Origin of the sequence: Sphingopyxis sp. BSN-002 (genome assembly GCF_022024275.1) — a bacterium.
Taxonomy (GTDB): Bacteria; Pseudomonadota; Alphaproteobacteria; order Sphingomonadales; family Sphingomonadaceae; genus Sphingopyxis.
The window spans coordinates 1,474,396-1,493,043 of record NZ_CP091804.1 but is presented as its reverse complement, the minus strand read 5'-3'; the positions used below and the strand labels follow the sequence as shown (position 1 = coordinate 1,493,043).

22 protein-coding genes are annotated in these 18,648 nt (G+C 65.4%); 14 read left to right on the top strand and 8 right to left on the bottom strand.

Annotated elements, in window-relative coordinates:
- Window positions 1–42: 42 nt before the first annotated feature.
- The gene (gene obgE / locus L7H23_RS07410) at window positions 43–1,092 is read right to left on the bottom strand and encodes a GTPase ObgE (RefSeq protein ID WP_237838704.1); all 1,050 of its coding nucleotides are present in this window, start codon (window positions 1,090–1,092) and stop codon (window positions 43–45) included.
- A gap of 43 nt (window positions 1,093–1,135) precedes the next feature.
- The gene (locus L7H23_RS07405) at window positions 1,136–1,720 is read right to left on the bottom strand and encodes a TetR family transcriptional regulator (protein ID WP_237839155.1); all 585 of its coding nucleotides are present in this window, start codon (window positions 1,718–1,720) and stop codon (window positions 1,136–1,138) included.
- Window positions 1,721–1,802: 82 nt separating this feature from the next.
- Here L7H23_RS07405 and L7H23_RS07400 point away from each other — a divergent pair, with 82 nt between their 5' ends.
- On the top strand, window positions 1,803–2,687 hold the full coding sequence (locus L7H23_RS07400; protein ID WP_237838703.1) for a metal-dependent hydrolase: 885 nt from the start codon (window positions 1,803–1,805) through the stop codon (window positions 2,685–2,687).
- A 70-nt stretch (window positions 2,688–2,757) separates the two neighbouring features.
- On the opposite strand, the gene L7H23_RS07395 is transcribed toward L7H23_RS07400, so the two are convergent.
- Complete coding sequence (locus L7H23_RS07395; protein ID WP_237838702.1) at window positions 2,758–3,147, bottom strand: hypothetical protein; 390 nt, start codon at window positions 3,145–3,147, stop codon at window positions 2,758–2,760.
- Window positions 3,148–3,239: 92 nt separating this feature from the next.
- Between L7H23_RS07395 and L7H23_RS07390 the strand changes: the two genes are divergently transcribed.
- Entirely contained in the window at window positions 3,240–3,800 is a 561-nt protein-coding gene (locus L7H23_RS07390; RefSeq protein WP_237838701.1) for a hypothetical protein, read from the top strand.
- Between the two features lie 32 nt (window positions 3,801–3,832).
- Complete coding sequence (locus L7H23_RS07385) at window positions 3,833–4,363, top strand: GNAT family N-acetyltransferase (RefSeq protein WP_237838700.1); 531 nt, start codon at window positions 3,833–3,835, stop codon at window positions 4,361–4,363.
- Here L7H23_RS07385 and L7H23_RS07380 read toward each other — a convergent pair.
- Both L7H23_RS07380 and L7H23_RS07375 read right to left on the bottom strand, forming a co-directional pair.
- The gene (locus tag L7H23_RS07380; RefSeq protein ID WP_237838699.1) at window positions 4,360–4,806 is read right to left on the bottom strand and encodes an NfeD family protein; all 447 of its coding nucleotides are present in this window, start codon (window positions 4,804–4,806) and stop codon (window positions 4,360–4,362) included. The two genes, L7H23_RS07385 and L7H23_RS07380, sit on opposite strands and share 4 nt — an antisense overlap.
- 1 nt (window position 4,807) lies before the next feature.
- Window positions 4,808–5,722, bottom strand: a complete 915-nt coding sequence (locus tag L7H23_RS07375) for an SPFH domain-containing protein (protein WP_237838698.1) — start codon at window positions 5,720–5,722, stop codon at window positions 4,808–4,810.
- An 84-nt stretch (window positions 5,723–5,806) separates the two neighbouring features.
- Between L7H23_RS07375 and L7H23_RS07370 the strand changes: the two genes are divergently transcribed.
- The gene (locus tag L7H23_RS07370) at window positions 5,807–6,616 is read left to right on the top strand and encodes a CoA ester lyase (RefSeq protein WP_237838697.1); all 810 of its coding nucleotides are present in this window, start codon (window positions 5,807–5,809) and stop codon (window positions 6,614–6,616) included.
- A 67-nt stretch (window positions 6,617–6,683) separates the two neighbouring features.
- Window positions 6,684–8,195, top strand: a complete 1,512-nt coding sequence (locus tag L7H23_RS07365) for a M28 family peptidase (RefSeq protein ID WP_237838696.1) — start codon at window positions 6,684–6,686, stop codon at window positions 8,193–8,195.
- A 38-nt stretch (window positions 8,196–8,233) separates the two neighbouring features.
- Here L7H23_RS07365 and L7H23_RS07360 read toward each other — a convergent pair whose 3' ends face one another.
- The gene (locus L7H23_RS07360; protein WP_237838695.1) at window positions 8,234–9,607 is read right to left on the bottom strand and encodes a 3-deoxy-7-phosphoheptulonate synthase class II; all 1,374 of its coding nucleotides are present in this window, start codon (window positions 9,605–9,607) and stop codon (window positions 8,234–8,236) included.
- A gap of 258 nt (window positions 9,608–9,865) precedes the next feature.
- Between L7H23_RS07360 and L7H23_RS07355 the strand changes: the two genes are divergently transcribed.
- Genes L7H23_RS07355 through L7H23_RS07340 form a run of 4 tightly spaced genes read left to right on the top strand, consistent with a single transcriptional unit; the run spans window position 9,866 to window position 12,950 of the window.
- Window positions 9,866–10,543: a cyclic nucleotide-binding domain-containing protein gene (locus L7H23_RS07355; RefSeq protein WP_237838694.1), complete on the top strand. Its 678-nt coding sequence runs from the start codon at window positions 9,866–9,868 to the stop codon at window positions 10,541–10,543.
- A gap of 45 nt (window positions 10,544–10,588) precedes the next feature.
- Entirely contained in the window at window positions 10,589–10,936 is a 348-nt protein-coding gene (locus L7H23_RS07350) for an ArsC family reductase (protein ID WP_237838693.1), read from the top strand.
- 29 nt (window positions 10,937–10,965) lie between these two features.
- Complete coding sequence (locus L7H23_RS07345) at window positions 10,966–12,006, top strand: glycerophosphodiester phosphodiesterase (RefSeq protein ID WP_237839153.1); 1,041 nt, start codon at window positions 10,966–10,968, stop codon at window positions 12,004–12,006.
- A complete protein-coding gene (locus L7H23_RS07340) occupies window positions 12,003–12,950 on the top strand; it encodes an aldo/keto reductase (protein WP_237838692.1) in 948 nt (315 codons plus the stop codon). Before L7H23_RS07345 ends, L7H23_RS07340 begins: the two co-directional genes overlap by 4 nt.
- Window positions 12,951–13,029: 79 nt before the next feature.
- Here L7H23_RS07340 and L7H23_RS07335 read toward each other — a convergent pair whose 3' ends face one another.
- Together L7H23_RS07335 and L7H23_RS07330 are read right to left on the bottom strand one after the other, a co-directional pair.
- Window positions 13,030–13,245 carry a helix-turn-helix transcriptional regulator gene (locus L7H23_RS07335; RefSeq protein ID WP_237838691.1) on the bottom strand — a complete coding sequence of 72 codons (216 nt, stop codon included), beginning with the start codon at window positions 13,243–13,245 and terminating at the stop codon, window positions 13,030–13,032.
- Between the two features lie 12 nt (window positions 13,246–13,257).
- Window positions 13,258–13,677: a hypothetical protein gene (locus L7H23_RS07330; RefSeq protein ID WP_237838690.1), complete on the bottom strand. Its 420-nt coding sequence runs from the start codon at window positions 13,675–13,677 to the stop codon at window positions 13,258–13,260.
- Window positions 13,678–13,804: 127 nt separating this feature from the next.
- Here L7H23_RS07330 and panB point away from each other — a divergent pair, with 127 nt between their 5' ends.
- The 5 genes from panB (at window position 13,805) to L7H23_RS07305 (ending at window position 18,561) form a co-directional block, all read left to right on the top strand.
- Window positions 13,805–14,668, top strand: a complete 864-nt coding sequence (gene panB / locus L7H23_RS07325; protein ID WP_237838689.1) for a 3-methyl-2-oxobutanoate hydroxymethyltransferase — start codon at window positions 13,805–13,807, stop codon at window positions 14,666–14,668.
- A 116-nt stretch (window positions 14,669–14,784) separates the two neighbouring features.
- Entirely contained in the window at window positions 14,785–15,585 is an 801-nt protein-coding gene (locus L7H23_RS07320; RefSeq protein WP_237838688.1) for a tetratricopeptide repeat protein, read from the top strand.
- A 1-nt stretch (window position 15,586) separates the two neighbouring features.
- Window positions 15,587–16,924 (top strand): PQQ-binding-like beta-propeller repeat protein, encoded by a 1,338-nt coding sequence (locus tag L7H23_RS07315; RefSeq protein ID WP_237838687.1) that lies wholly within the window; start codon window positions 15,587–15,589, stop codon window positions 16,922–16,924.
- Between the two features lie 43 nt (window positions 16,925–16,967).
- Window positions 16,968–18,356: a ribosome biogenesis GTPase Der gene (gene der, locus L7H23_RS07310; protein WP_237838686.1), complete on the top strand. Its 1,389-nt coding sequence runs from the start codon at window positions 16,968–16,970 to the stop codon at window positions 18,354–18,356.
- Window positions 18,346–18,561 (top strand): sulfurtransferase TusA family protein, encoded by a 216-nt coding sequence (locus tag L7H23_RS07305; RefSeq protein WP_237838685.1) that lies wholly within the window; start codon window positions 18,346–18,348, stop codon window positions 18,559–18,561. The genes der and L7H23_RS07305 overlap by 11 nt, the downstream gene beginning before the upstream one ends.
- The last annotated feature ends 87 nt before the right edge of the window (window positions 18,562–18,648 follow it).

The following is an 18,648-nucleotide window of genomic DNA, read 5'->3' as shown; positions in this document are numbered from 1 at the left end:
CCCCAGCGTTGACGTCAAACTCCAATCACGCCGGAACCGCGCTCAGATCGGCGACCAGTCGCTCGATGCTTCGTCGCCATCCTCGTCGTCGGCCCCCGGTTCGGGCTGGCCCACCGCTTCGAGCAGCTTGTCGAGCACCGCTTCGATCCCCGCGCCGCTCGCGCCCGACAGCGCCATTACCGGACGGCCGCTTTCGGCTTCGAGTTCGGCGGACAGCGCTGCAATCAGTTCGTCGTCGAGCGTGTCGGTCTTGTTGAGCGCGACGATCACCGGCTTGTCGATCAGGTCGGCGCCATAGGCTTCGAGCTCGTCGCGGACGATGCGATAGCTCGTCGCGACATCCTCGTCGTTCGCGTCGACCAAGTGCAGCAGCACGCGGCAGCGTTCGATGTGACCGAGGAAGCGGTCGCCGACCCCGGCGCCTTCGGCAGCGCCCTGGATCAGGCCCGGGATGTCGGCGACGACGAACTCATGTCCCTTGTGGCTCACGACCCCGAGCTGCGGGCGCAGCGTGGTGAAGGCATAGGCGCCGACCTTGGCCTGCGCATTTGTCACCGCATTGATGAAGGTCGATTTGCCGGCGTTGGGCAGGCCGACGAGGCCTGCGTCGGCGAGCAGCTTGAGCCGCAGCCACACCCAGGCTTCCTCGCCCGGCCAGCCGGGGCCGTGCTGGCGCGGCGCGCGGTTGGTCGAGGTCTTGTAGCTGGCGTTGCCGCGCCCGCCGTCGCCGCCGCGCAGGAAATGGATGCGTTCGCCCTCTTTGGTGAGGTCGGCGAGCAGGCTGCGGTCCTCGTCATCGTCGAGGATCTGCGTGCCGATCGGCACCTGGATGATCAGGTCTGGGCCGCCCGCGCCGGTACGGTCGCGGCCGGCACCGGGGGTGCCGCGCTTCGCTTTGAAATGCTGGGTGTAACGAAAGTCGATCAGCGTGTTGAGGCCGGCGACGGCTTCGAAAATGATGTCGCCGCCCTTGCCGCCATTGCCACCGTCGGGGCCGCCATATTCGACATATTTTTCGCGCCGGAACGACACGGCGCCGGGGCCGCCGTCGCCGGACTTGATGAAAATCTTTGCTTGGTCGAGGAAATGCATCGGGCGCCTTTAGTGGGAAGGCGCCGAAAAGGCCAGCTTTGCGTCAGCCGCGCCGGCCGATCCCGTGCGACAGCATCGATTCGAGCGCGATTTCGCGGGCGCGGCTGCGCGGGACGCCGAGCGCGCGCGACAGCGGGCCGCCGAACAGCGCGTCGCCGAGCGCCATCAGCACGAGCTGCATCGTCTCGTCCTCGATAGGCGCTTCGTCCTCGCTATGATCTTCGCGCAGCTCCTCGACGAGGTCGTGGATCGCCTTCAGGATCGGGTCGAGCGCATTTTCGTTGCCCGACAGGATCATCCAGCTCGCTAGCGCCCCCGCGCCGCCGGTGTCGAACGCATCGAAGGCGAGGTCGACGACTTCACGGGGATTCTGGTCGCCCGCGCGCTGGCGGAACACCGTCTCGCGGATCGTCGTGGTGATGAAGGCCGCCATTTTCTCGATCAGCGCCTGCTGCAGTCCTGCAGCGCTGCCGAAATGGTGCAGCAGATTGGCGTGCGTGCGGTCGACACGCGCGGCGACGGCTTTGAGCGTCACCGCCTGCGGGCCGCTTTCGATCAGGATTTCGCGGGCTGCCTCGAGCGCGGCGGCGCGGCTCTCCTCCGGGCTCAGCCGCTTTTTGACTGCTATTGACACCACTGTAAGTAACCTTTAACTTCTACCCCATAGGACGTCCCCACGTCCTGAACCCCTTTCCGACGGTGAGGAACATATGTCCAGCCTTTCTCCGACGCCGAATGACCTTACGATAACCCCGCGCGACGTCCGTTTCGGGCGTGACGACCGGCAGGGCCGCTGGTGGCTGAACGGCGACCCGATCGCCTCTGCGTTCCACACCGCGCTGTCGGTGACCTTCCCGAAGGGCGAGGCGATGTTCATCGAGGCGGTGAAGGCGCACCGTGAGGGTGTGCCCGACAAGCTGGCGCGCGAGATACGTGCCTTCACCCAGCAGGAAGTGATCCACAGCCGCGAGCATGTCGTCTTCAACCGCAAGGCGGCCGAGGCCGGCTACGACCTTTCGGAACTCGAAGGCGACGTCGACGAGGTGATGGGGCTGATCAAGGCGCGCCCGCCGATCGTCAACCTGATGGCGACGATCGCGCTCGAACATTACACCGCGATGATGGCGGCCGTGATGCTCAAGGACCCGAAGATGTATGCGGGGGCCGAGGAAGAGTGGGCCGCGCTGTGGAAATGGCACGCGATCGAGGAGATCGAGCACAAGGGTGTCGCCTATGACACTTGGCTGCACGCGACGAAGGACTGGAGCCGCTTCAAACGCTGGCGCGCCAAGTCGCTGATGATGCTGCTCGTCACGACGCGCTTCTGGCCGCGCCGCGTCAAGGGCATGAAGGCGCTGCTGAAGCAGGACGGCCTCACCGGCTGGCGCGTAACCGCGCGCATCTGGTGGTATCTGCTCGGCTCGCCCGGCGTGCTCCGCCGCAGCTTCCTGCCCTGGCTCGCCTATTTCATGCCGGGCTTCCACCCGTGGAATCACGACGACCGCGCGCTCATCAAGAAATATGAGAGCGACTATGCCGACGCGGTGATGCCGGCGCAGTCGTCGGCGCCCGAGTTCGCGGCGGCCGCGGCCTGATCTTCAGCTCTCGCGCGAGCGGGTCTCCGGAGCGGTTCTCTCTCCCTGTCTCCGGGGCCTGCGCGCGCGGTCAGGCCGGCACATAGTTGGCGGGCGCGGTCCGGTATCCCCAGATGCAACATGCCAGCATCGCAAGGTTTGACCCGAAATCGAGCGTCATCCAGCGGTTGAGCACCGGCACCTCGAACACGAAATAATAGTTGAACCAGAAGAAGGGCAGCAGCGCGGCGCCGTAGATCGCGAAAGTCCGCTTCGTCCATCGGCTGAAAGCGATGAACAGCGCGCCGAGGACGGCCTGCGCGCCGAAGCAGCCGACGAACAGCGCGCTGGTGGCGCTGAGATGCTGATAGTCCGGATTGATCGTCAGCCGCTCGACCATCGCGGGCGCGGCGAGGCACCAGCCGCCGAGAATCAGGAAGGGCAGGGCGAGCAGGCGCTGGGGCCAGAGCGGAGTCAGCATGGCCCCGTCTATCAGTCCGCTGCGCCTGCGCAAAGCCGACTGGACGCGCTTGCGCAACTCCCATAGCGTCGGGACGGGTCAGGGGAGATGCCATGCAGCCACGAATGTCGGCCGCCGAAATCACGCAGCTCGAACTGCAACTGGCCGGCCGCGATTCGCTGCTCGAATTCGGCTGCGGCGGCAGCACGCTCGTCGCAGCGCGGCAGGTGAAGACGATTGTCAGCGTCGACAGCGATCCCGAATGGCTGGCCAATGTCGGCACCAACCTCGCGCGTGCGGCGATCGACTTCACGCCTTTTCACGCCGACATCGGTCCGACGAAGGAGTGGGGCTACCCCGTCGATGAAAGCCGGCTGCGCGACTGGCCGCGCTATCATGTAGGGGTCTGGCGGAAGCTTGCGGGCAGCCCCGACGCGGTGCTGATCGACGGGCGCTTTCGCGTCGCGTGCCTGTTGCAGTCGCTGATCCACTGCAAACCCGACTGCATCCTGATGTTTCACGACTTCTTCGACCGTCCACATTATCACGTCGTCCTGCGCCATGTCGAAGTGCTCGCGCGCGTTGATACGCTGGCGGTGATGCGCGCCCGGCCGCAGGTCGACGGCAAAGCGCTGCTCCACGACCTGTTCGATCATTATCTGATCCCCGATTGACCCGCCGCCCTTCGCTGCGGCATGTCGGCGCCATGTTCACCGCGCCCCCGACGATCGAAACCGACCGGCTCCGCCTCCGCCCGACGCGCTTTGCCGACAAGGATGTCCATATCGCGATGTGGGCCGACGAACGCGTCACGCGCTTCATCGGCGGCGAACCACGTGCGCCCGACGTCAGCTGGGGCAAGTTTCTGAGTTCGGCGGGGCTGTGGCCGGTGATGGGCTTCGGTTACTGGGTGTTCGCCGACCGCGTAAGCGATGCGCTGATCGGCATGGGCGGCCTCAGCTATTTCTGCCGCGGCATTCCTGAACTCGAAGGCATGCCCGAGGCGGGCTGGGCGTTCGACGCCGATCATTGGGGCGCCGGCTATGCGACCGAGGCGATGACCGCCGCGCTCGGCTGGGCCGACGCGAACCTCGATGCGAAAGAGGTGCGGTGCATCATCGACCTCGGGAATGAGGCGTCAGAGCGTGTTTCGGCCAAGCTTGGGTTCCGGCGTATCGGGGAAAGCGACGCGCTGGGGCATGTCGTGGCGATCTACAGCCGTCCGAAGGGCGGTTAGGCGGCTTCGACGACCAGCACGCCGCCGTCGGCGCTGACGACGCGGACTTTGGCGCCCTCGATCGTGTCGGGTCCGCGGACCGGCCATTCGCCATCACCGACCTTGGCGCGGCCGCGGCCGTCCTCGATCGCCTTGGTCACCGTCAGCACCTCGCCCACGAGGCGGTTACCGCGCTGGTTGAGGTTGGGGTCGGTGGTGGTGATCGGGTTCGCCTTCAGCCAGCGGCGCCCGCCATAGAGCGCGACGAACGACAGCACCGCGAAGATTCCGAGCTGGAGAGGGATGCTCAGCGGCACGACCCACGCGATGACGCCGGTGACGATCGCTGCCGCGCCGATCCAGATCAGGAAGAAGCCCGGCGCGACAATCTCTGCTGCGGCTAGCAGCACGCCGAGCGACAGCCACGCCCAGTGCGGTTCCATATTGGCGATGAAGTCGGGCATATCAGGCTCCCGTCTTGCGTTCGAGCGCGTCCTTGGCGAGCTCGCCGATGCCGCCGAGCGTGCCGATCAGCTGCGTCGCCTCGACCGGGAAGAGGATCGTCTTGCTGTTCGGGCTGGTCGCGAACTGGCCGACCGCCTCGACATATTTCTGCGCGATGAAGTAGTTGATCGCCTGCGCGTTGCCGCCGGCGATCGCGTCCGACACCATCTGGGTCGCCTTCGCTTCAGCCTCGGCCTCGCGCTCGCGGGCTTCGGCGTCGCGGAAGGCGGCTTCGCGGCGGCCTTCGGCCTCGAGGATCTGGCTCTGCTTCTGGCCTTCGGCACGCAGGATTTCCGATGCCCGGCTGCCTTCGGCTTCGAGGATGTTCGCACGCTTCTCGCGCTCGGCCTTCATCTGGCGCGCCATCGCGTTCGAGATGTCGGCGGGCGGGCGGATGTCCTTGATTTCAACGCGGGTGATCTTGACGCCCCACGGCGTGGTCGCATCATCGACCACGTGCAGCAGGCGCGTGTTGATCTCGTCGCGCTTCGACAGCGTTTCGTCGAGGTCCATCGAGCCCATCACGGTGCGCAGGTTCGTCGTCGTCAGGTTCATGATCGAGAGATAGAGATCGCTGACTTCATAGGCCGCCTTTGCGGCGTCGAGCACCTGGAAGAAGACGACACCGTCGACCGCGACCATCGCATTGTCCTTGGTGATGATTTCCTGGCCCGGAATGTCGAGCACCTGCTCCATCATGTTCACCTTGCGCCCGACGCGGTCGAAAATCGGCATGATGAAGTTGAGCCCGGGCTGCGCGGTGTGCGTGTAACGGCCGAAGCGCTCGATCGTATAGGCATAGCCCTGCCGCACGGGCGTGAGCGCCCAGATCAGGAACACCAGCGCCAGAACCACCAGTGCGAGTGCGAATTCCATCGATCATCCCCTCATCGCAAAATTGCCATTTGCAAACCCGCTTCCTTATTGCGGCAATGGCGCGTCTGCGCCACAGAAAAGCGCATGACGCCAGACGACTATCCGCCCCGTTCGCTGCTCTATGTCCCGGGATCGAACGCCCGTGCGCTCGAAAAGGCGCAGGGGCTCGCCGCCGATCTGCTGATCATCGATCTGGAGGATGCAGTGCCGGAGGGTCGCAAGGTCGAGGCGCGCGAGGCGATGCGGCGCGCGGTCGAGGCGGGCTATCCCGGCAAGCGCGTCGCGGTGCGTGTCAACGCGACGGGGACGTGGGAGCAGGAGGCCGATATCACCGCCCTCTACGGTCTCGCGCTCGACGCGGTGGTGCTGCCGAAGGTCGATGCGGTTGCGGACCTCGACCCGGTCCGGGCGCTCGGCGTGCCGATCCTTGCGATGATCGAGACGCCGGTCGCCATCTACGCGGCGCGCGAGATTGCGGCCGATCCGGCGGTCGTCGGGCTGATCGCGGGGCTTAACGATCTGGCGCACGAACTCAAGCTGCCCGACGGCATGGATCGGGGCGCGATGAGCCATGCGATCCAGGCGATTGTCCTTGCGGCGCGGGCGGCAGGCGTCTGGGGCTTTGACGGCGTCTACAATGCGATCGACGATGCCGCGGGCTTTGCGTCCGAAGCCGCGGAAGGGCGCCGGCTCGGTTTCGACGGCAAGACGCTGATCCATCCGACCCAGGTCGATCCGTGCAACGCGGCCTTTGCGCCTTCCGTGCGCGAGATCGCGGTGGCCGAGGCGTTGGTCGCCGCGGCCACCGGCGGCGCGCAACGCCATGACGGGCGGATGATCGAGGACATGCATGTCGCCGCGGCCCGCGCGCTGCTGGAGCGGGCGGGGCGCTGATCCTGCCGTTCGTCGTTCGACGAACGCGCCTTGCCTGCCTGCGGCGGAAATGCCATTCGGCTCGCCCATGAAAAACACCAGATTCAGCGCCGCCATTGCGGCTGTCGCACTCGTCGCATTCACCGCTCCCGCCGCTTTCGCCGCGCCTGCCCAAGGCGATGCGCCGGTAACCGAGGCTGAGCTTGCAGGGCATATCAAGATCCTGTCGAGCGACGCCTTCGAGGGACGTGCACCCGGAACCGAAGGCGAGGACCGCACGATCGCCTATGTCGTCGGCGAATGGGCGAAGCTCGGGCTCGAACCCGTTCCCGGCAGCGCGACCCCCTGGCTGCAGGGCGTGCCGCTCGTCGAGACGCAGGCGATCAGCGGTTCGGCGAAGTTCAGGGTGAAAGGCCGCGACCTCGGTATCGGCGATGACGGGGTCCTGCTGACCGGGCGCGATGCTGCCGTATCGCTTGCAAACCTGCCGCTGGTCTTTGTTGGCTTCGGTGTCGACGGTTCGGGCAAGCTCAACGCCGATGTCCGCGGCAAGGTCGCGGTCATGCTCTATGACAATGCGCCATTCGGCGAGAAATTGCCGCGCTACCGCGAACGGCGCCAGATGCTTGGCGAAGCGGGTGCGAGCGCGGTGCTTGTGATTGCGACCGACGATGCCCTGTGGGACCAGATCGGGCACTCCGCCGGCGGCAAGACGACCCGGCTTGCCTCGGCCACGCCGGGCGCACCGGTGACAGGCTTCCTCTCGCCCGCGGCCGCCGACGCCCTGTTCAAAAAGGCCGGTCAGGATGGCGCGCGGCTTCGCGAGAGCGCACAGGCGGCCGACTACAAGGGCGCGGGGCTGCCGGTGACGGCCGATTTCTCGACCACCTCGAATGTGCGGCCGTACGAGAGCAACAACATCGTTGCAAAGCTGCCCGGCGCGAAACCCGACGGCAAGGCGGTGCTGTTCCTCGGCCATTGGGACCATCTCGGCATTTGCGCGCCCGACGATCCGACGGATCGCATCTGCAACGGGGCCGTCGACAATGCGAGCGGGATTGCAGTGCTGACCGCGGTCGCGAAGCGGCTTGCCAGCGGCGAACGATCCGACCGCGACATCTATTTCATGGCGACGACCGCCGAGGAGAAGGGCCTGCTCGGCGCGCATTATTTTGCCGCGCATCCGGTGGTTCCGCTGACTGACATCACCGTCGCGCTCAACATCGACACCATCGCAATCTCGCCGCGCGGGACGCCGGTCGCGACGATCGGCCGTGGCAAACCCGCCTATGATGCGGCTGTACGCGAAACTGCGACGAAGCTTGGTCGCAAGCTGGACGAGGATGGCGAGGCCGATGCCTTCGTCCAGCGGCAGGACGGCTGGGCACTTGGCGCGAAGGGCGTGACCTCGCTGATGGTTGGCGGCAGTTTTTCGGACATGCCACTGCTCGAGAAATTCCTCGGCAGCGACTATCATGGTCCGGGCGACGAATTCTCGGACAAGATACCGCTGGGCGGCGCGGCCGAGGACGCCGATCTGCACGTTGCGCTCGGGCGCGTGTTCGCCGACACGAAGCGCTGGTCGGGCACCGGAGAGTAGGAAAGACGCCGCCCCGAATGGGGCGGCGATATTTCGCGTCAGGCCGCCTGCCGCGCGCGCTCCGACATTTCCTGATTGAGCATCTCGGCCAGCAGGAAAGCCAGTTCGAGCGACTGGCCCGCGTTGAGGCGCGGGTCGCAATGCGTGTGATAGCGGTCGGCAAGATCCATCTGCGTCACGTCCATCGCGCCGCCGGTGCATTCGGTGACATTCTGCCCGGTCATCTCGATATGGATGCCGCCGCCATGCGTGCCTTCGGCGCGGTGGACCGCGAAGAAGCCGCGCACTTCGGCAAGGATGCGCTCGAACGGCCGCGTCTTGTAGCCGTTGTTCGTCTTGATGACGTTACCGTGCATCGGATCGCACGACCAGACGACGGGGTGGCCAGCCTCCTTCACCGCGCGAACGAGCTTCGGCAGATGCGCCTCGATCTTGTCGTGGCCGTAGCGCGTGATCAGCGTCATCCGGCCCGGCACACGGTTCGGATTGAGCGTGTCGAGCAGGCGCAGCAGCGCGTCGGGCTCGAGGCTGGGGCCGCATTTCATGCCGATCGGATTGCCGACGCCGCGCAGATATTCGACATGCGCCGAACCCTCGAAGCGCGTGCGGTCGCCGATCCACAGGAAATGGCCCGACAGGCCGTACCAGCCTCCGGTCAGGCTGTCCTGACGGGTCAGCGCCTGCTCATAGGGAAGCAGCAGCGCCTCGTGGCTGGTGTAGAAGCTGGTGCCCTTGATCTGCGGAACCGTCTCGGGCGTCACGCCGCACGCTTCCATGAAGGCGAGCGCTTCGGAAATCCGTGCTGCGGTTTCCTGATATTTCTTCGCCCACGGGCTGCGGTCCATGAAGTCGTGCGTCCACGCGTTGACCTGGTGCAGGTTCGCATAGCCGCCGCCCGCAAAGGCGCGGAGCAGGTTCAGCGTCGCTGCCGACTGGTTGTACGCCTTGACCATGCGCTGCGGGTCGGGCTCGCGGCCCACGGCCTCGAAGGCGATGTCGTTGATGATGTCGCCGCGATAGCTCGGCAGCGAGACGCCATCCACATCCTCCATGTCGGCCGAACGCGGCTTGGCAAACTGGCCAGCCATGCGGCCGAGCTTCACCACGGGCATCTTCGACGCGAAGGTCAGCACGACCGCCATCTGCAGGAGCACGCGGAAGGTATCGCGAATGTTGTTCGGGTGGAATTCCGCGAAGCTCTCGGCGCAGTCGCCGCCCTGGAGCAGGAACGCCTTGCCCTCGGCGACGCGGGCAAGATCGTTCGTCAGTTCGCGCGCTTCGCCTGCAAAAACGAGCGGCGGATAACCGGCAAGTTCCTTTTCCGCAGCGGCGAGCGCAGCGGGGTCGGAGTAGGTCGGGAGCTGTCGGGCTTCGTGCGAGCGCCAGCTGTGAGGTTGCCAGTTCTGAGTCATAACGAGGGTCTTCTACGAGTTTTCAAGGAAAAATGCGAATCGCGCGCCGCCATGGCTTGTACGGAGCCGGGGCGCAAGTCATTGAAAATTAGTTTCAAACGCAACTATTCGTTGCAATGCTTCACCTTGGGCTTCAAAAATGTTAGTTTGTTGCCGGGTCGAACAGCAAATTGCGAAGCGCCGCCAAGGCGTTCGGTAATCGGTAACGTTGTATGGCTAGTGGTCCATTTGGGGACCTCGACGCAAAAAAGAAATTCTATGGCGAATTTCGATCCGGCTTGGTTCGGCTATGGGGCGCTTCTTGTGCTGCTTGCGGCAAGCCTTGTTGCGCGCGTCGATCATGTGCGGCTGGGGCTCGCGATCGCTGCGCTGCTGGCGCTTCCGGTCGCGATCATGGGCTGGAGCGGCAGCGGGTACACGCTGCTGATCCTCGCGATCCTGCTCGTCAATCTGGGACTGATCAGCCGGCTCTGGCTCAGCAAGGCCAAAGTCAGCTTTTCGGTCGAAGAGCAGGGGCTGCGCGATCGCCATTTCGAAGGGCTTGGGCCTGTGAGTGCGCGTGCCCTGATCGATCAGGGCAACTGGATTTCGGCGAAGCGCGGAGAAGTGCTGGTGCGCGAGAACGAGGCGGCACCGTGCCTTTTCTATCTCGCCGACGGAACCGCGATGATCCGCCGCGACGGCGCCGAGGTCGGGACTCTCGGGCCCGGCGAACTGATCGGCGAGGCGACCGTGCTCGACGGCGCGCATGCGACCGGCACGGTCGTGCTCGGCAGCAATGCGCGCCTGTGGTTCATTCCGGCTGCCGCGCTGCGTGCCTGGCTCGCGACGCATCCCGACGTTGCGGGGGCGCTCCACGAAGGCTTTGCGAGGGCGCTGCGCGGAAAGCTCGCGAGCGCCAACACGCGCATTGCCGACCGGGCGCCCATCGCCTAGGTTCGCTGCCTCACATCTGTCATCAGCAGGTTCTAGTCGAGGCGCATGGCACTCACACTTTACGGCATTCCGAACTGCGACACGGTCAAGAAGGCGCGTCGCTGGCTCGACGATCACGGCGTTGCCTATCGCTTCCACGACTTTCGAAAGGACGGGCTGGAGCCGGCAAAACTGCAGGGCTGGATCGACATGCTCGGCTGGGAGAAATTGCTCAACAAGAGCGGTACGACGTTCCGTAAACTTCCCGACGCGCAGAAGGAGAGTATCGACGCGGCTTCGGCGAAGGCGCTGATGCTCGACCAGCCCGCGATGATCCGGCGTCCGGTGGTCGAGGGCGTTGGCGATCCGAGCGTCGGTTTCTCGGCCGATGACTGGCAGCAGCGCTTTGCATGATCCGCGGGCTCGCCGTTCTGCTCGCGCTGATGCTCGCGGGTTGCGGGGCTGAGCCCGTGACTGCAGCCCCCACGCTCGACGGCCAGCCGCCGATCGTCATTGCGCATCGCGGTGCATCGGGCGAGCGGCCCGAGCATACGCTGGCGAGCTACCGGCTCGCGATCGACCTCGGCGCCGATTATATCGAGCCCGACCTCGTGCTGACGAAGGACGGCGTGCTCGTTGCGCGGCACGAGAACGAGATTTCGGAAACGACCGACGTCGCCGATCATCCCGAATTCGCGTCGCGCAAGGCGACGAAGACGATCGACGGCAAGGCGGTGACCGGCTGGTTCACCGAGGATTTCACGCTCGCCGAACTCAAGACGCTGCGCGCGAAGGAGCGGCTACCGAGGCTGCGCTCGACCGACTATGACGGGAAATACGAGATCCCGACCTTCGCCGAGATCCTCGACCTGCTGGTCGAGATCAACAAGGGGCGTGCGAAACCGGTCGGCGTCTACCCCGAGACCAAGCACCCGGGTTATTTCGCTTCGATCGGTCTGCCGCACGAGGCACCCTTGCTCGCGATCCTCGAAAAATACGGCTACCGCGGTCGTAAGGCACCGGTGTTCATCCAGAGCTTCGAGGTCGCGAACCTGAAAGCCATCCGCGCAAAGAGCGATCTGCCGCTGATCCAGCTGATGGATGGCGAGGGCGGCCCTGCCGACGATCCCAAGGCGAGCTATGCCGCCATGGCGTCACCTGAGGGGCTGAAGGCGATCGCCGCCTATGCTGACGGGATCGGCCCCTACAAGGAAATGATCATCCCGCGCAGCGCGATCGGTACCCTTGGCGATCCGACCAGCCTCGTCCGCGACGCCCACGCCGCGGGACTCAAGGTCCATCCCTGGACCTTCCGCCGCGAGAATTATTTCCTGCCGCTCGCTGACAAGGGCGGGATCAATCCGGCCCGGCACGGCGATCTGGCGGCGGAGATCGACGCCTATCTGAAAACCGGGATCGATGGCCTGTTCAGCGACAACCCGCGTGAAGCAGTGCCTGCTGTGAAGAAGGGAAGCGGCAAATGACCGAACGCGCACTGGGCCGGAGCAACCTTTCGATCCGGCCTTTCATACTCGGCGGCAATGTCTTCGGCATGACCGCGGGCCGCGAGGCGAGCTTTGCCGTCCTCGATCGTTTCGTCGAGCTCGGCGGCGGCATGATCGATACCGCCGACGTCTATTCAGCATGGGTACCGGGTCACAAGGGCGGCGAGTCCGAGAATATGATGGGCGCGTGGCTGAAGGAAAGCGGCGCACGCGACCGCATATTGATCGCGACCAAGGTCGGCATGATGCCCGGCGGCCTCAGGCCCGACCGGATCCGCGAAGCCGTGCAGGGGTCGCTCGACCGGCTCGGCGTCGATACGATCGATCTTTATTTCGCGCACAAGGACGATCCCGACGTGCCGCTCGATGAGGTGCTCGGCGCATTCGGCGAGCTGGTCGACGCCGGCACCGTGCGGGCAATCGGCGCGTCGAACTATTCTGCGGAACGGCTGGCCGAGGCGCTGCGCGTCGCCGACGAAAAGCGCCTGCCGCGTTTCACCGTCGTGCAGCCCGAGCTCAACCTGCTCGACCGCACGCAATATGAGGGTCCGCTGCAGCAGCTCTGCATCGACGCAGGCTTGGGGGTCGTAACCTATTTCAGCCTCGCGTCGGGTTATCTGTCGGGCAAGTACAGGACCGTCGACGACATCGGCGGGCGTGCGCGCGGGCCGCGCGTCAAACCCTATCTCGAAGGCAGGGGGCCGGCGGTGCTCGCGGTCATGGGCCGCATCGCGGGGGAGACCGGCGCGACGCTGTCGCAGATCGCGCTGGCGTGGGTTGCGGCGCAGCCCGGCGTTACCGCGCCGATCGCCAGCGCGACGAGCGTCGAGCAACTCGACGAAATTATCGGCAGCGAGAATGTCGTGTTGACGGGCGAACAGATCGCGGCGCTGACGGCTGCAGGCGCCGAGCCGGGTGCATAGTTCGCGTCGCTGATCGTTTGGTCCCGGCACAGGCAACGGGGAGAAGCCTGTGCCGGGCCCGCGCGGCCGCGCTGTCGGATCAGTCGCCGCTCCATTGAAAGACCGCTTCGAGCGGCTTGTCGAAGACGCGTGCGATACGGAATGCGACCTCGAGTGACGGCGAATATTTACCCTGTTCGATCGCGGCGATCGTCTGCCGCGTGACTCCGACGCGATCGCCGAGATCGCCCTGCGTCATCTCGCCCGCGAGAAAGCGCAGCGTGCGGATGTCATTGCTGAAGGGAGGTTTTGCCATGGTGGCCGCTCCTCATTCGCCAAGCCGGTAGGAAGCGACCTGGCTCGCCAGGCGAACCAGTTCGGCAAGGACAACCGTGCCGAGCAGCGCGTTGAGCACTGCAGCGAGGTCCCCGACCCAATATCCCACGGCAAAGCAGCAGGTGGCACCGACGATCAGCACATAATAGGCGCGCGTTGCGGCCTTTCGCGTGATGTCGCGATCGCGCTCGTCGGCCGGCGCATTGGCGTCGCGCGGACGGTGGATCGCCAGCGCGATCGCGGCAATGGTCAGCGCCAGCGTCATGGCAATGGCGACGACGAGCAGCATCCCGCCTTGCACCGCGAGCGCGGGCGTGCCGCGAAGGCCCCATGGGAAAGCAACCGCGTACCAGCCGAAGGCCAGCGCAATCGCGCCCAAGGTCAGCCAGTCGATCTTCTCGCGAAACGTCATCTGCGAATCTCCATATGTTCGTTCTATATGACGTAATGTTAAATATTTCGAACATGAAGTCAATCAAAATATACAAGGCCGGAGTTCGACCTTTCGCTTGGCGGTGCGAGGGGCTAGACCCCGCGCCATGTCCACACTCCCGAAAACGCTCACCCTCGACACTTCGACGAGCCGCGCCAACCCGACCCCGCAGTTGATGAAGCGCCTGACCGTGCCGCGCATCCGCCAGCGCAAGGGGGGCGAGCCGCTGGTCATGCTGACCGCCTACACCGTCCGCATGGCGCAGCTGCTAGACCCGCATTGCGACATGCTGCTGGTCGGTGATTCGCTCGCGCAGGTCATCTATGGCCTGCCGCATACGGTCGGCGTGACGATGGACATGATGGCGCTGCACGGCGCGGCGGTCGTGCGGGGCAGCTATCACGCCGCGGTCATCGTCGACATGCCGTTCGGCAGCTATGAGGGCAGCCCCGAACAGGCGTTCGACAATGCCGCCCGGCTGCTCAAGGAAACCGGCGCGGCGGCGGTGAAGGTCGAGGGCGGCAAGGTGCTTGCCCCGACGATCGAATTCCTGACCCAGCGCGGCATTCCGGTCATGGGCCATGTCGGGCTGACCCCGCAGGCGGTGAACATCCTCGGCGGCTATGGCGTGCGCGGCAAGAGCGAGGAGGAGGCGCGTTCGATCGTCGAGGACGCGGTGGCGGTCGCAAAGGCCGGTGCCTTCTCGATCGTCATCGAAGGCGTGCTCGAATCGATCGCGATCGAGATCACGAGCAAGGTCGATTGTCCGACGATCGGCATCGGCGCCTCGGCGCAGTGCGACGGCCAGGTTCTCGTTACCGACGACATGCTCGGCATGTTCGAACGCGTCCCGAAATTCGTGAAGCGCTATCAGGATATGGCAAGCGTCGTGAACGGCGCGGTGCAGGACTATGCCGGGGAGGTCAGGTCCCGTTCATTCCCGACATCGGATCAGATCTACGAAGGGTGAGGAGGCCGGCGTTTCGCGCAAAGTGAATCGCTTGGCCTTTTTCGGCGCCGTCGCTAAGGAAGCGACCGGCGGGACGCCTATGTGGCCGGAGCCGGTTTGAGTTTATGGAGGTTTGATTGGCTCTGAGCCCGAACAACAATGCGGCGTTTTTGCAGGAAGTCGACGAAGCGGTTCGCAAGGACCGGATCGACAGCATTGCCAAAAACTATGGGCGCTGGATCATCGGCGGCGTCATCGCCGCGCTGATCGCCTTTGCCGGCTATCTCTATTGGGGCCATCGCCAGGAAGTTTCGCGTGGCGAGAAGGGCGAGGAACTGATCGCCGCGCTCGACCAGGTAAAGGGCAACCAGCCGCGCGCCGCGACGGCCGCGCTCAAGAAACTGGAGGGTGAGGGAAATCCCGCCTATCGCGCCATGGCGCTGATCCAGCAGTCGAACATGAAGGCGCAGACCGGCGACCTGAAGGGCGCCACCGCACTTCTCGCGCAGGTCGTGGACGACACCGGGCTTGACCAGTCACTCCGCGACATGGCGCTCGTGCGCAAGACCGCGCTCGAATTCGATACGCTGAAGCCCGATGCCGTGATCGCGCGGCTGAAACCGATCGTCGACGCGAAGGACCCGCAATCGAGCTGGTTCGCCAGCGCGGCAGAGCTGACCGCGGCCGCCTATTATCAGTCGGGCCAGTTCGACAAGGCCGGCGCGCTTTACGGCCGCATCGCAAAATTGCCGGGCGTGTCGAAGACGCTGCAGTCGCGCGCGGTCCAGATGGCAGGCATGCTCGGCGTGGATGCCGTGGTCGATCGCGCCGCAGACAGCGCCAAAGCCGACAAGACGAGCGCAGCGCCTGGCGCTGCCGGGGACCAGAAAGGCACGCCGGGGGCAGCGGCGGCCGCAAAAACTGAGGAAGCCAAATAATATGCTGAAACGGCATTATGTGATCTCTGCTGCAATCCTGCTGGCGCTGCCGCTGGCGGGCTGCGGCGCGTTCAAGGGCAAGGGCGGACCCAAGACCCCGACCGTCGGCCAGCGCGTGTCGATCCTGTCGAACGACAACAGCGTCAAGGTTGACGACGCGACCGCCGCGATTGCCGTCGTGTTGCCCGAACCGCAGGTCAACGCCGACTGGGCGCAATCGGGTGGCAACGCATCGAAGTCGATCGGCCATCCAGCGCTGGCTGCGGCGCGTTCCAAGATCTGGGAAGCCAGCGTCACGGGCAGCACCAACAAACAGCGGCTCGCCTCGTCGCCGGTTGTTGCCGGCGGAAAGTTGTTCGTCGTCGACACCGACGCCGTCGTGACTGCTTTCGACGCCAACAGCGGCTCGAAGCTGTGGAGCGTCCCGATCGGCAGCGAAGGCAAGGATTTCAAGAATTCGCTGTTCGGTGGCGGTGCCTCGGTCGACGGCACGGTCGTCTATGCGACGAGCGGCGTGGGCGACGTCGCTGCGCTCAACGTCGCCGACGGTTCGGTGCTTTGGAAGTCCAAGCCCGCGGGCCCGCTGCGCGGTGCCCCGACGGTGGCCTTCGGCGATGTCTTCGTGATCAGCCAGGACAACCAGATCTTCGCGCTCAGCGCAGCCAATGGCGCGGTGCAGTGGCAGGCGACCGCGTCGCTCGAAGCCGGCAGCATTTTCGGCGCGGGCTCGCCCGCCGCCGGCCAGGGGACGATCGTTGCCGGCTATTCGTCGGGCGAGGTCCAGGCCTATCGCTACGAAAATGGCCGCGACCTTTGGGAAGATGCGCTCGCGCGGACCTCGATGGCGCTGTCGGTATCGACGCTGTCGGACGTCGACGCAGATCCGGTGATCGACCGTGGCCGCGTCTTCGCGCTCGGTCAGGGCGGCCGTATGGCGAGCTATGAACTCGTCACGGGCCAGCGCCTCTGGGAAATCTCGATCGCGGGCATTTCGACGCCTTATGTCGTTGGCGAGTGGGTCTATGCGATGACCGACGACGGCAAGCTGCTGTGCGTTTCGCGCGCCAACGGCAAGGTTCGCTGGATCCAGCAGCTTGCGCGTTACCGCGTCGAGACCGAAAAGAAGAAGAAGGATCCGATCCGCTGGACCGGCCCGATTCTGGCCGGAGGCCGGCTGATCGCGGTCAACAGCGAAGGGCAGCTCGTCGAATTCTCGCCCGCCGACGGCTCGACGATCGCGACGACCGAATTCAAGTCGCCGCTGTCGCAGTCGCCGATCGTCGCGAACAGCACGCTTTACGTCCTCGCGGACGACGGGCGGATCACCGCCTGGCGGTAACAGGGGGAGCCGCTTTGCGCGGCTCCGAAAGTAGGAACGAAGCATGGCGCGATCCGCAACGATCGCCATTGTCGGCCGGCCCAATGTCGGCAAATCGACGCTGTTCAACCGGCTGGTCGGCAAACGCCTTGCGCTTGTCGATGACCAGCCCGGCGTGACGCGCGATCGCCGCGAGGGCGACGGCGAATTGCTCGGCCTGAAATTCACCATCGTCGATACGGCGGGTTTCGAGGATTATGATGCGGCGACTCTGCCGGGCCGGATGCGCGTGCAGACCGAAAAGGCGGTGCGCGAGGCTGATGCCGCACTGTTCATGATCGACGGTCGCGCCGGGGTGACCCCGCTCGATGAGGAAATCGCGCGCTGGTTGCGTAGCGAGGACACGCCGATCATCCTGCTCGTCAACAAGGCCGAGGGGAGACAGGGCGAGAACGGCCTGATGGAATCCTGGTCGCTCGGTTTCGACAATCCGATCGCGCTGAGCGCCGAGCATGGCGAAGGCACCGTCGACCTGTTCGACGCGCTACGTCCGATCGTCGAGGGATTCGATGCCGACGCTGCGGCCGCCGCGCCGCCGACCTTTGAGGGCGATGAGGACGAGGACGCGCCGCTCGGCCCGATGAAGCTCGCGATCGTCGGTCGCCCGAACGCCGGCAAATCGACGCTGATCAACCGGATGATCGGCGAGGACCGGCTGATCACCGGGCCCGAGGCCGGCATCACCCGCGATTCGATCCGCGTCGACTGGCAGTGGGAAAATGACGGCGAGGTCCACGAGATCCAGCTGTTCGACACCGCCGGGATGCGCAAGCGCGCGAAGGTGCAGGACAAGCTCGAGAAGCTGTCGGTCGCCGACGCCCTGCACGCGGTCGATTTTGCCGAGGTCGTCGTGCTGCTGCTCGACGCGACCAAAGGCCTCGAGGCGCAGGACCTGCGCATTGCCGACCGGGTGCTGCAGGAAGGCCGCGCGCTGATCGTCGCGCTCAACAAATGGGACGTCGCCGAAGATCCGTCGGCGCTCTATAACGGCGTTCGCACGGCGCTCGACGACGGCCTCAGCCAGGTCAAGGGCGTGCCGGTGCTCAGCATTTCGGGCGCGACGGGCAAAGGGATCGACACGCTGGTCCGCGTCGCCTTCGAACAACGCGCGATCTGGACCAACCGCGTTTCGACCGCAAAGCTAAACCGCTGGTTCGAGGGCGCGGTGGAGACCAACCCGCCGCCGGCGCCGGGCGGCAAGCGCATCAAGCTGCGCTATATCACGCAGGCGCGTACCCGCCCGCCGACCTTTGTCGTCTTCGGCAGTCGCACCGATGCCCTGCCGGGCAGCTATGAGCGCTATCTCGTGAACGGCATGCGCAAGGAACTGGGGTTCCAGGGCGTTCCGGTGCGCCTGAATTTCCGCAATTCGCGCAACCCCTATGACGAATGACGGATCGGCCCTCGTGGTCGATGCACGCGGAATGCGCTGTCCCTGGCCGGCGCTACGGCTGGCGCGTGCGATGCGCGACGCGCGCGACGTCCTGTTGCTCGCCGACGACCCGCAGGCGGCGCGCGAAATCGCGGCGCTGGCGGGCGAACATGGCTGGCAGTTGAGCGATGAATCCGCGGGAAGCTGGCGCGTCCGCCGCGATTGACCCAAAACGGGTCGGCTTTCGCGCTACAGGCGCGGCGGCGTAACCTCTTTTTTACCGACTTCAGCGCATAGAGCGCTTCGGGACCAA

Excerpts from the sequence above, each read along its gene's own strand:
- L7H23_RS07345 (WP_237839153.1), top strand. The coding sequence starts at position 10,966 with ATGCTCGCGGGTTGCGGGGCTGAGCCCGTGACTGCAGCCCCCACGCTC.
- L7H23_RS07315 (WP_237838687.1), top strand. The coding sequence starts at position 15,587 with ATGCTGAAACGGCATTATGTGATCTCTGCTGCAATCCTGCTGGCGCTG.
- L7H23_RS07305 (WP_237838685.1), top strand. The coding sequence starts at position 18,346 with ATGACGAATGACGGATCGGCCCTCGTGGTCGATGCACGCGGAATGCGC.
- L7H23_RS07355 (WP_237838694.1), top strand. The coding sequence starts at position 9,866 with ATGGCGAATTTCGATCCGGCTTGGTTCGGCTATGGGGCGCTTCTTGTG.
- L7H23_RS07385 (WP_237838700.1), top strand. The coding sequence starts at position 3,833 with ATGTTCACCGCGCCCCCGACGATCGAAACCGACCGGCTCCGCCTCCGC.
- der (WP_237838686.1), top strand. The coding sequence starts at position 16,968 with ATGGCGCGATCCGCAACGATCGCCATTGTCGGCCGGCCCAATGTCGGC.
- L7H23_RS07330 (WP_237838690.1), bottom strand. The coding sequence starts at position 13,677 with ATGACGTTTCGCGAGAAGATCGACTGGCTGACCTTGGGCGCGATTGCG.
- panB (WP_237838689.1), top strand. The coding sequence starts at position 13,805 with ATGTCCACACTCCCGAAAACGCTCACCCTCGACACTTCGACGAGCCGC.
- L7H23_RS07365 (WP_237838696.1), top strand. The coding sequence starts at position 6,684 with ATGAAAAACACCAGATTCAGCGCCGCCATTGCGGCTGTCGCACTCGTC.
- L7H23_RS07395 (WP_237838702.1), bottom strand. The coding sequence starts at position 3,147 with ATGCTGACTCCGCTCTGGCCCCAGCGCCTGCTCGCCCTGCCCTTCCTG.
- L7H23_RS07335 (WP_237838691.1), bottom strand. The coding sequence starts at position 13,245 with ATGGCAAAACCTCCCTTCAGCAATGACATCCGCACGCTGCGCTTTCTC.
- L7H23_RS07340 (WP_237838692.1), top strand. The coding sequence starts at position 12,003 with ATGACCGAACGCGCACTGGGCCGGAGCAACCTTTCGATCCGGCCTTTC.
- L7H23_RS07400 (WP_237838703.1), top strand. The coding sequence starts at position 1,803 with ATGTCCAGCCTTTCTCCGACGCCGAATGACCTTACGATAACCCCGCGC.
- L7H23_RS07380 (WP_237838699.1), bottom strand. The coding sequence starts at position 4,806 with ATGCCCGACTTCATCGCCAATATGGAACCGCACTGGGCGTGGCTGTCG.
- L7H23_RS07390 (WP_237838701.1), top strand. The coding sequence starts at position 3,240 with ATGCAGCCACGAATGTCGGCCGCCGAAATCACGCAGCTCGAACTGCAA.
- L7H23_RS07375 (WP_237838698.1), bottom strand. The coding sequence starts at position 5,722 with ATGGAATTCGCACTCGCACTGGTGGTTCTGGCGCTGGTGTTCCTGATC.
- L7H23_RS07360 (WP_237838695.1), bottom strand. The coding sequence starts at position 9,607 with ATGACTCAGAACTGGCAACCTCACAGCTGGCGCTCGCACGAAGCCCGA.
- obgE (WP_237838704.1), bottom strand. The coding sequence starts at position 1,092 with ATGCATTTCCTCGACCAAGCAAAGATTTTCATCAAGTCCGGCGACGGC.
- L7H23_RS07370 (WP_237838697.1), top strand. The coding sequence starts at position 5,807 with ATGACGCCAGACGACTATCCGCCCCGTTCGCTGCTCTATGTCCCGGGA.
- L7H23_RS07350 (WP_237838693.1), top strand. The coding sequence starts at position 10,589 with ATGGCACTCACACTTTACGGCATTCCGAACTGCGACACGGTCAAGAAG.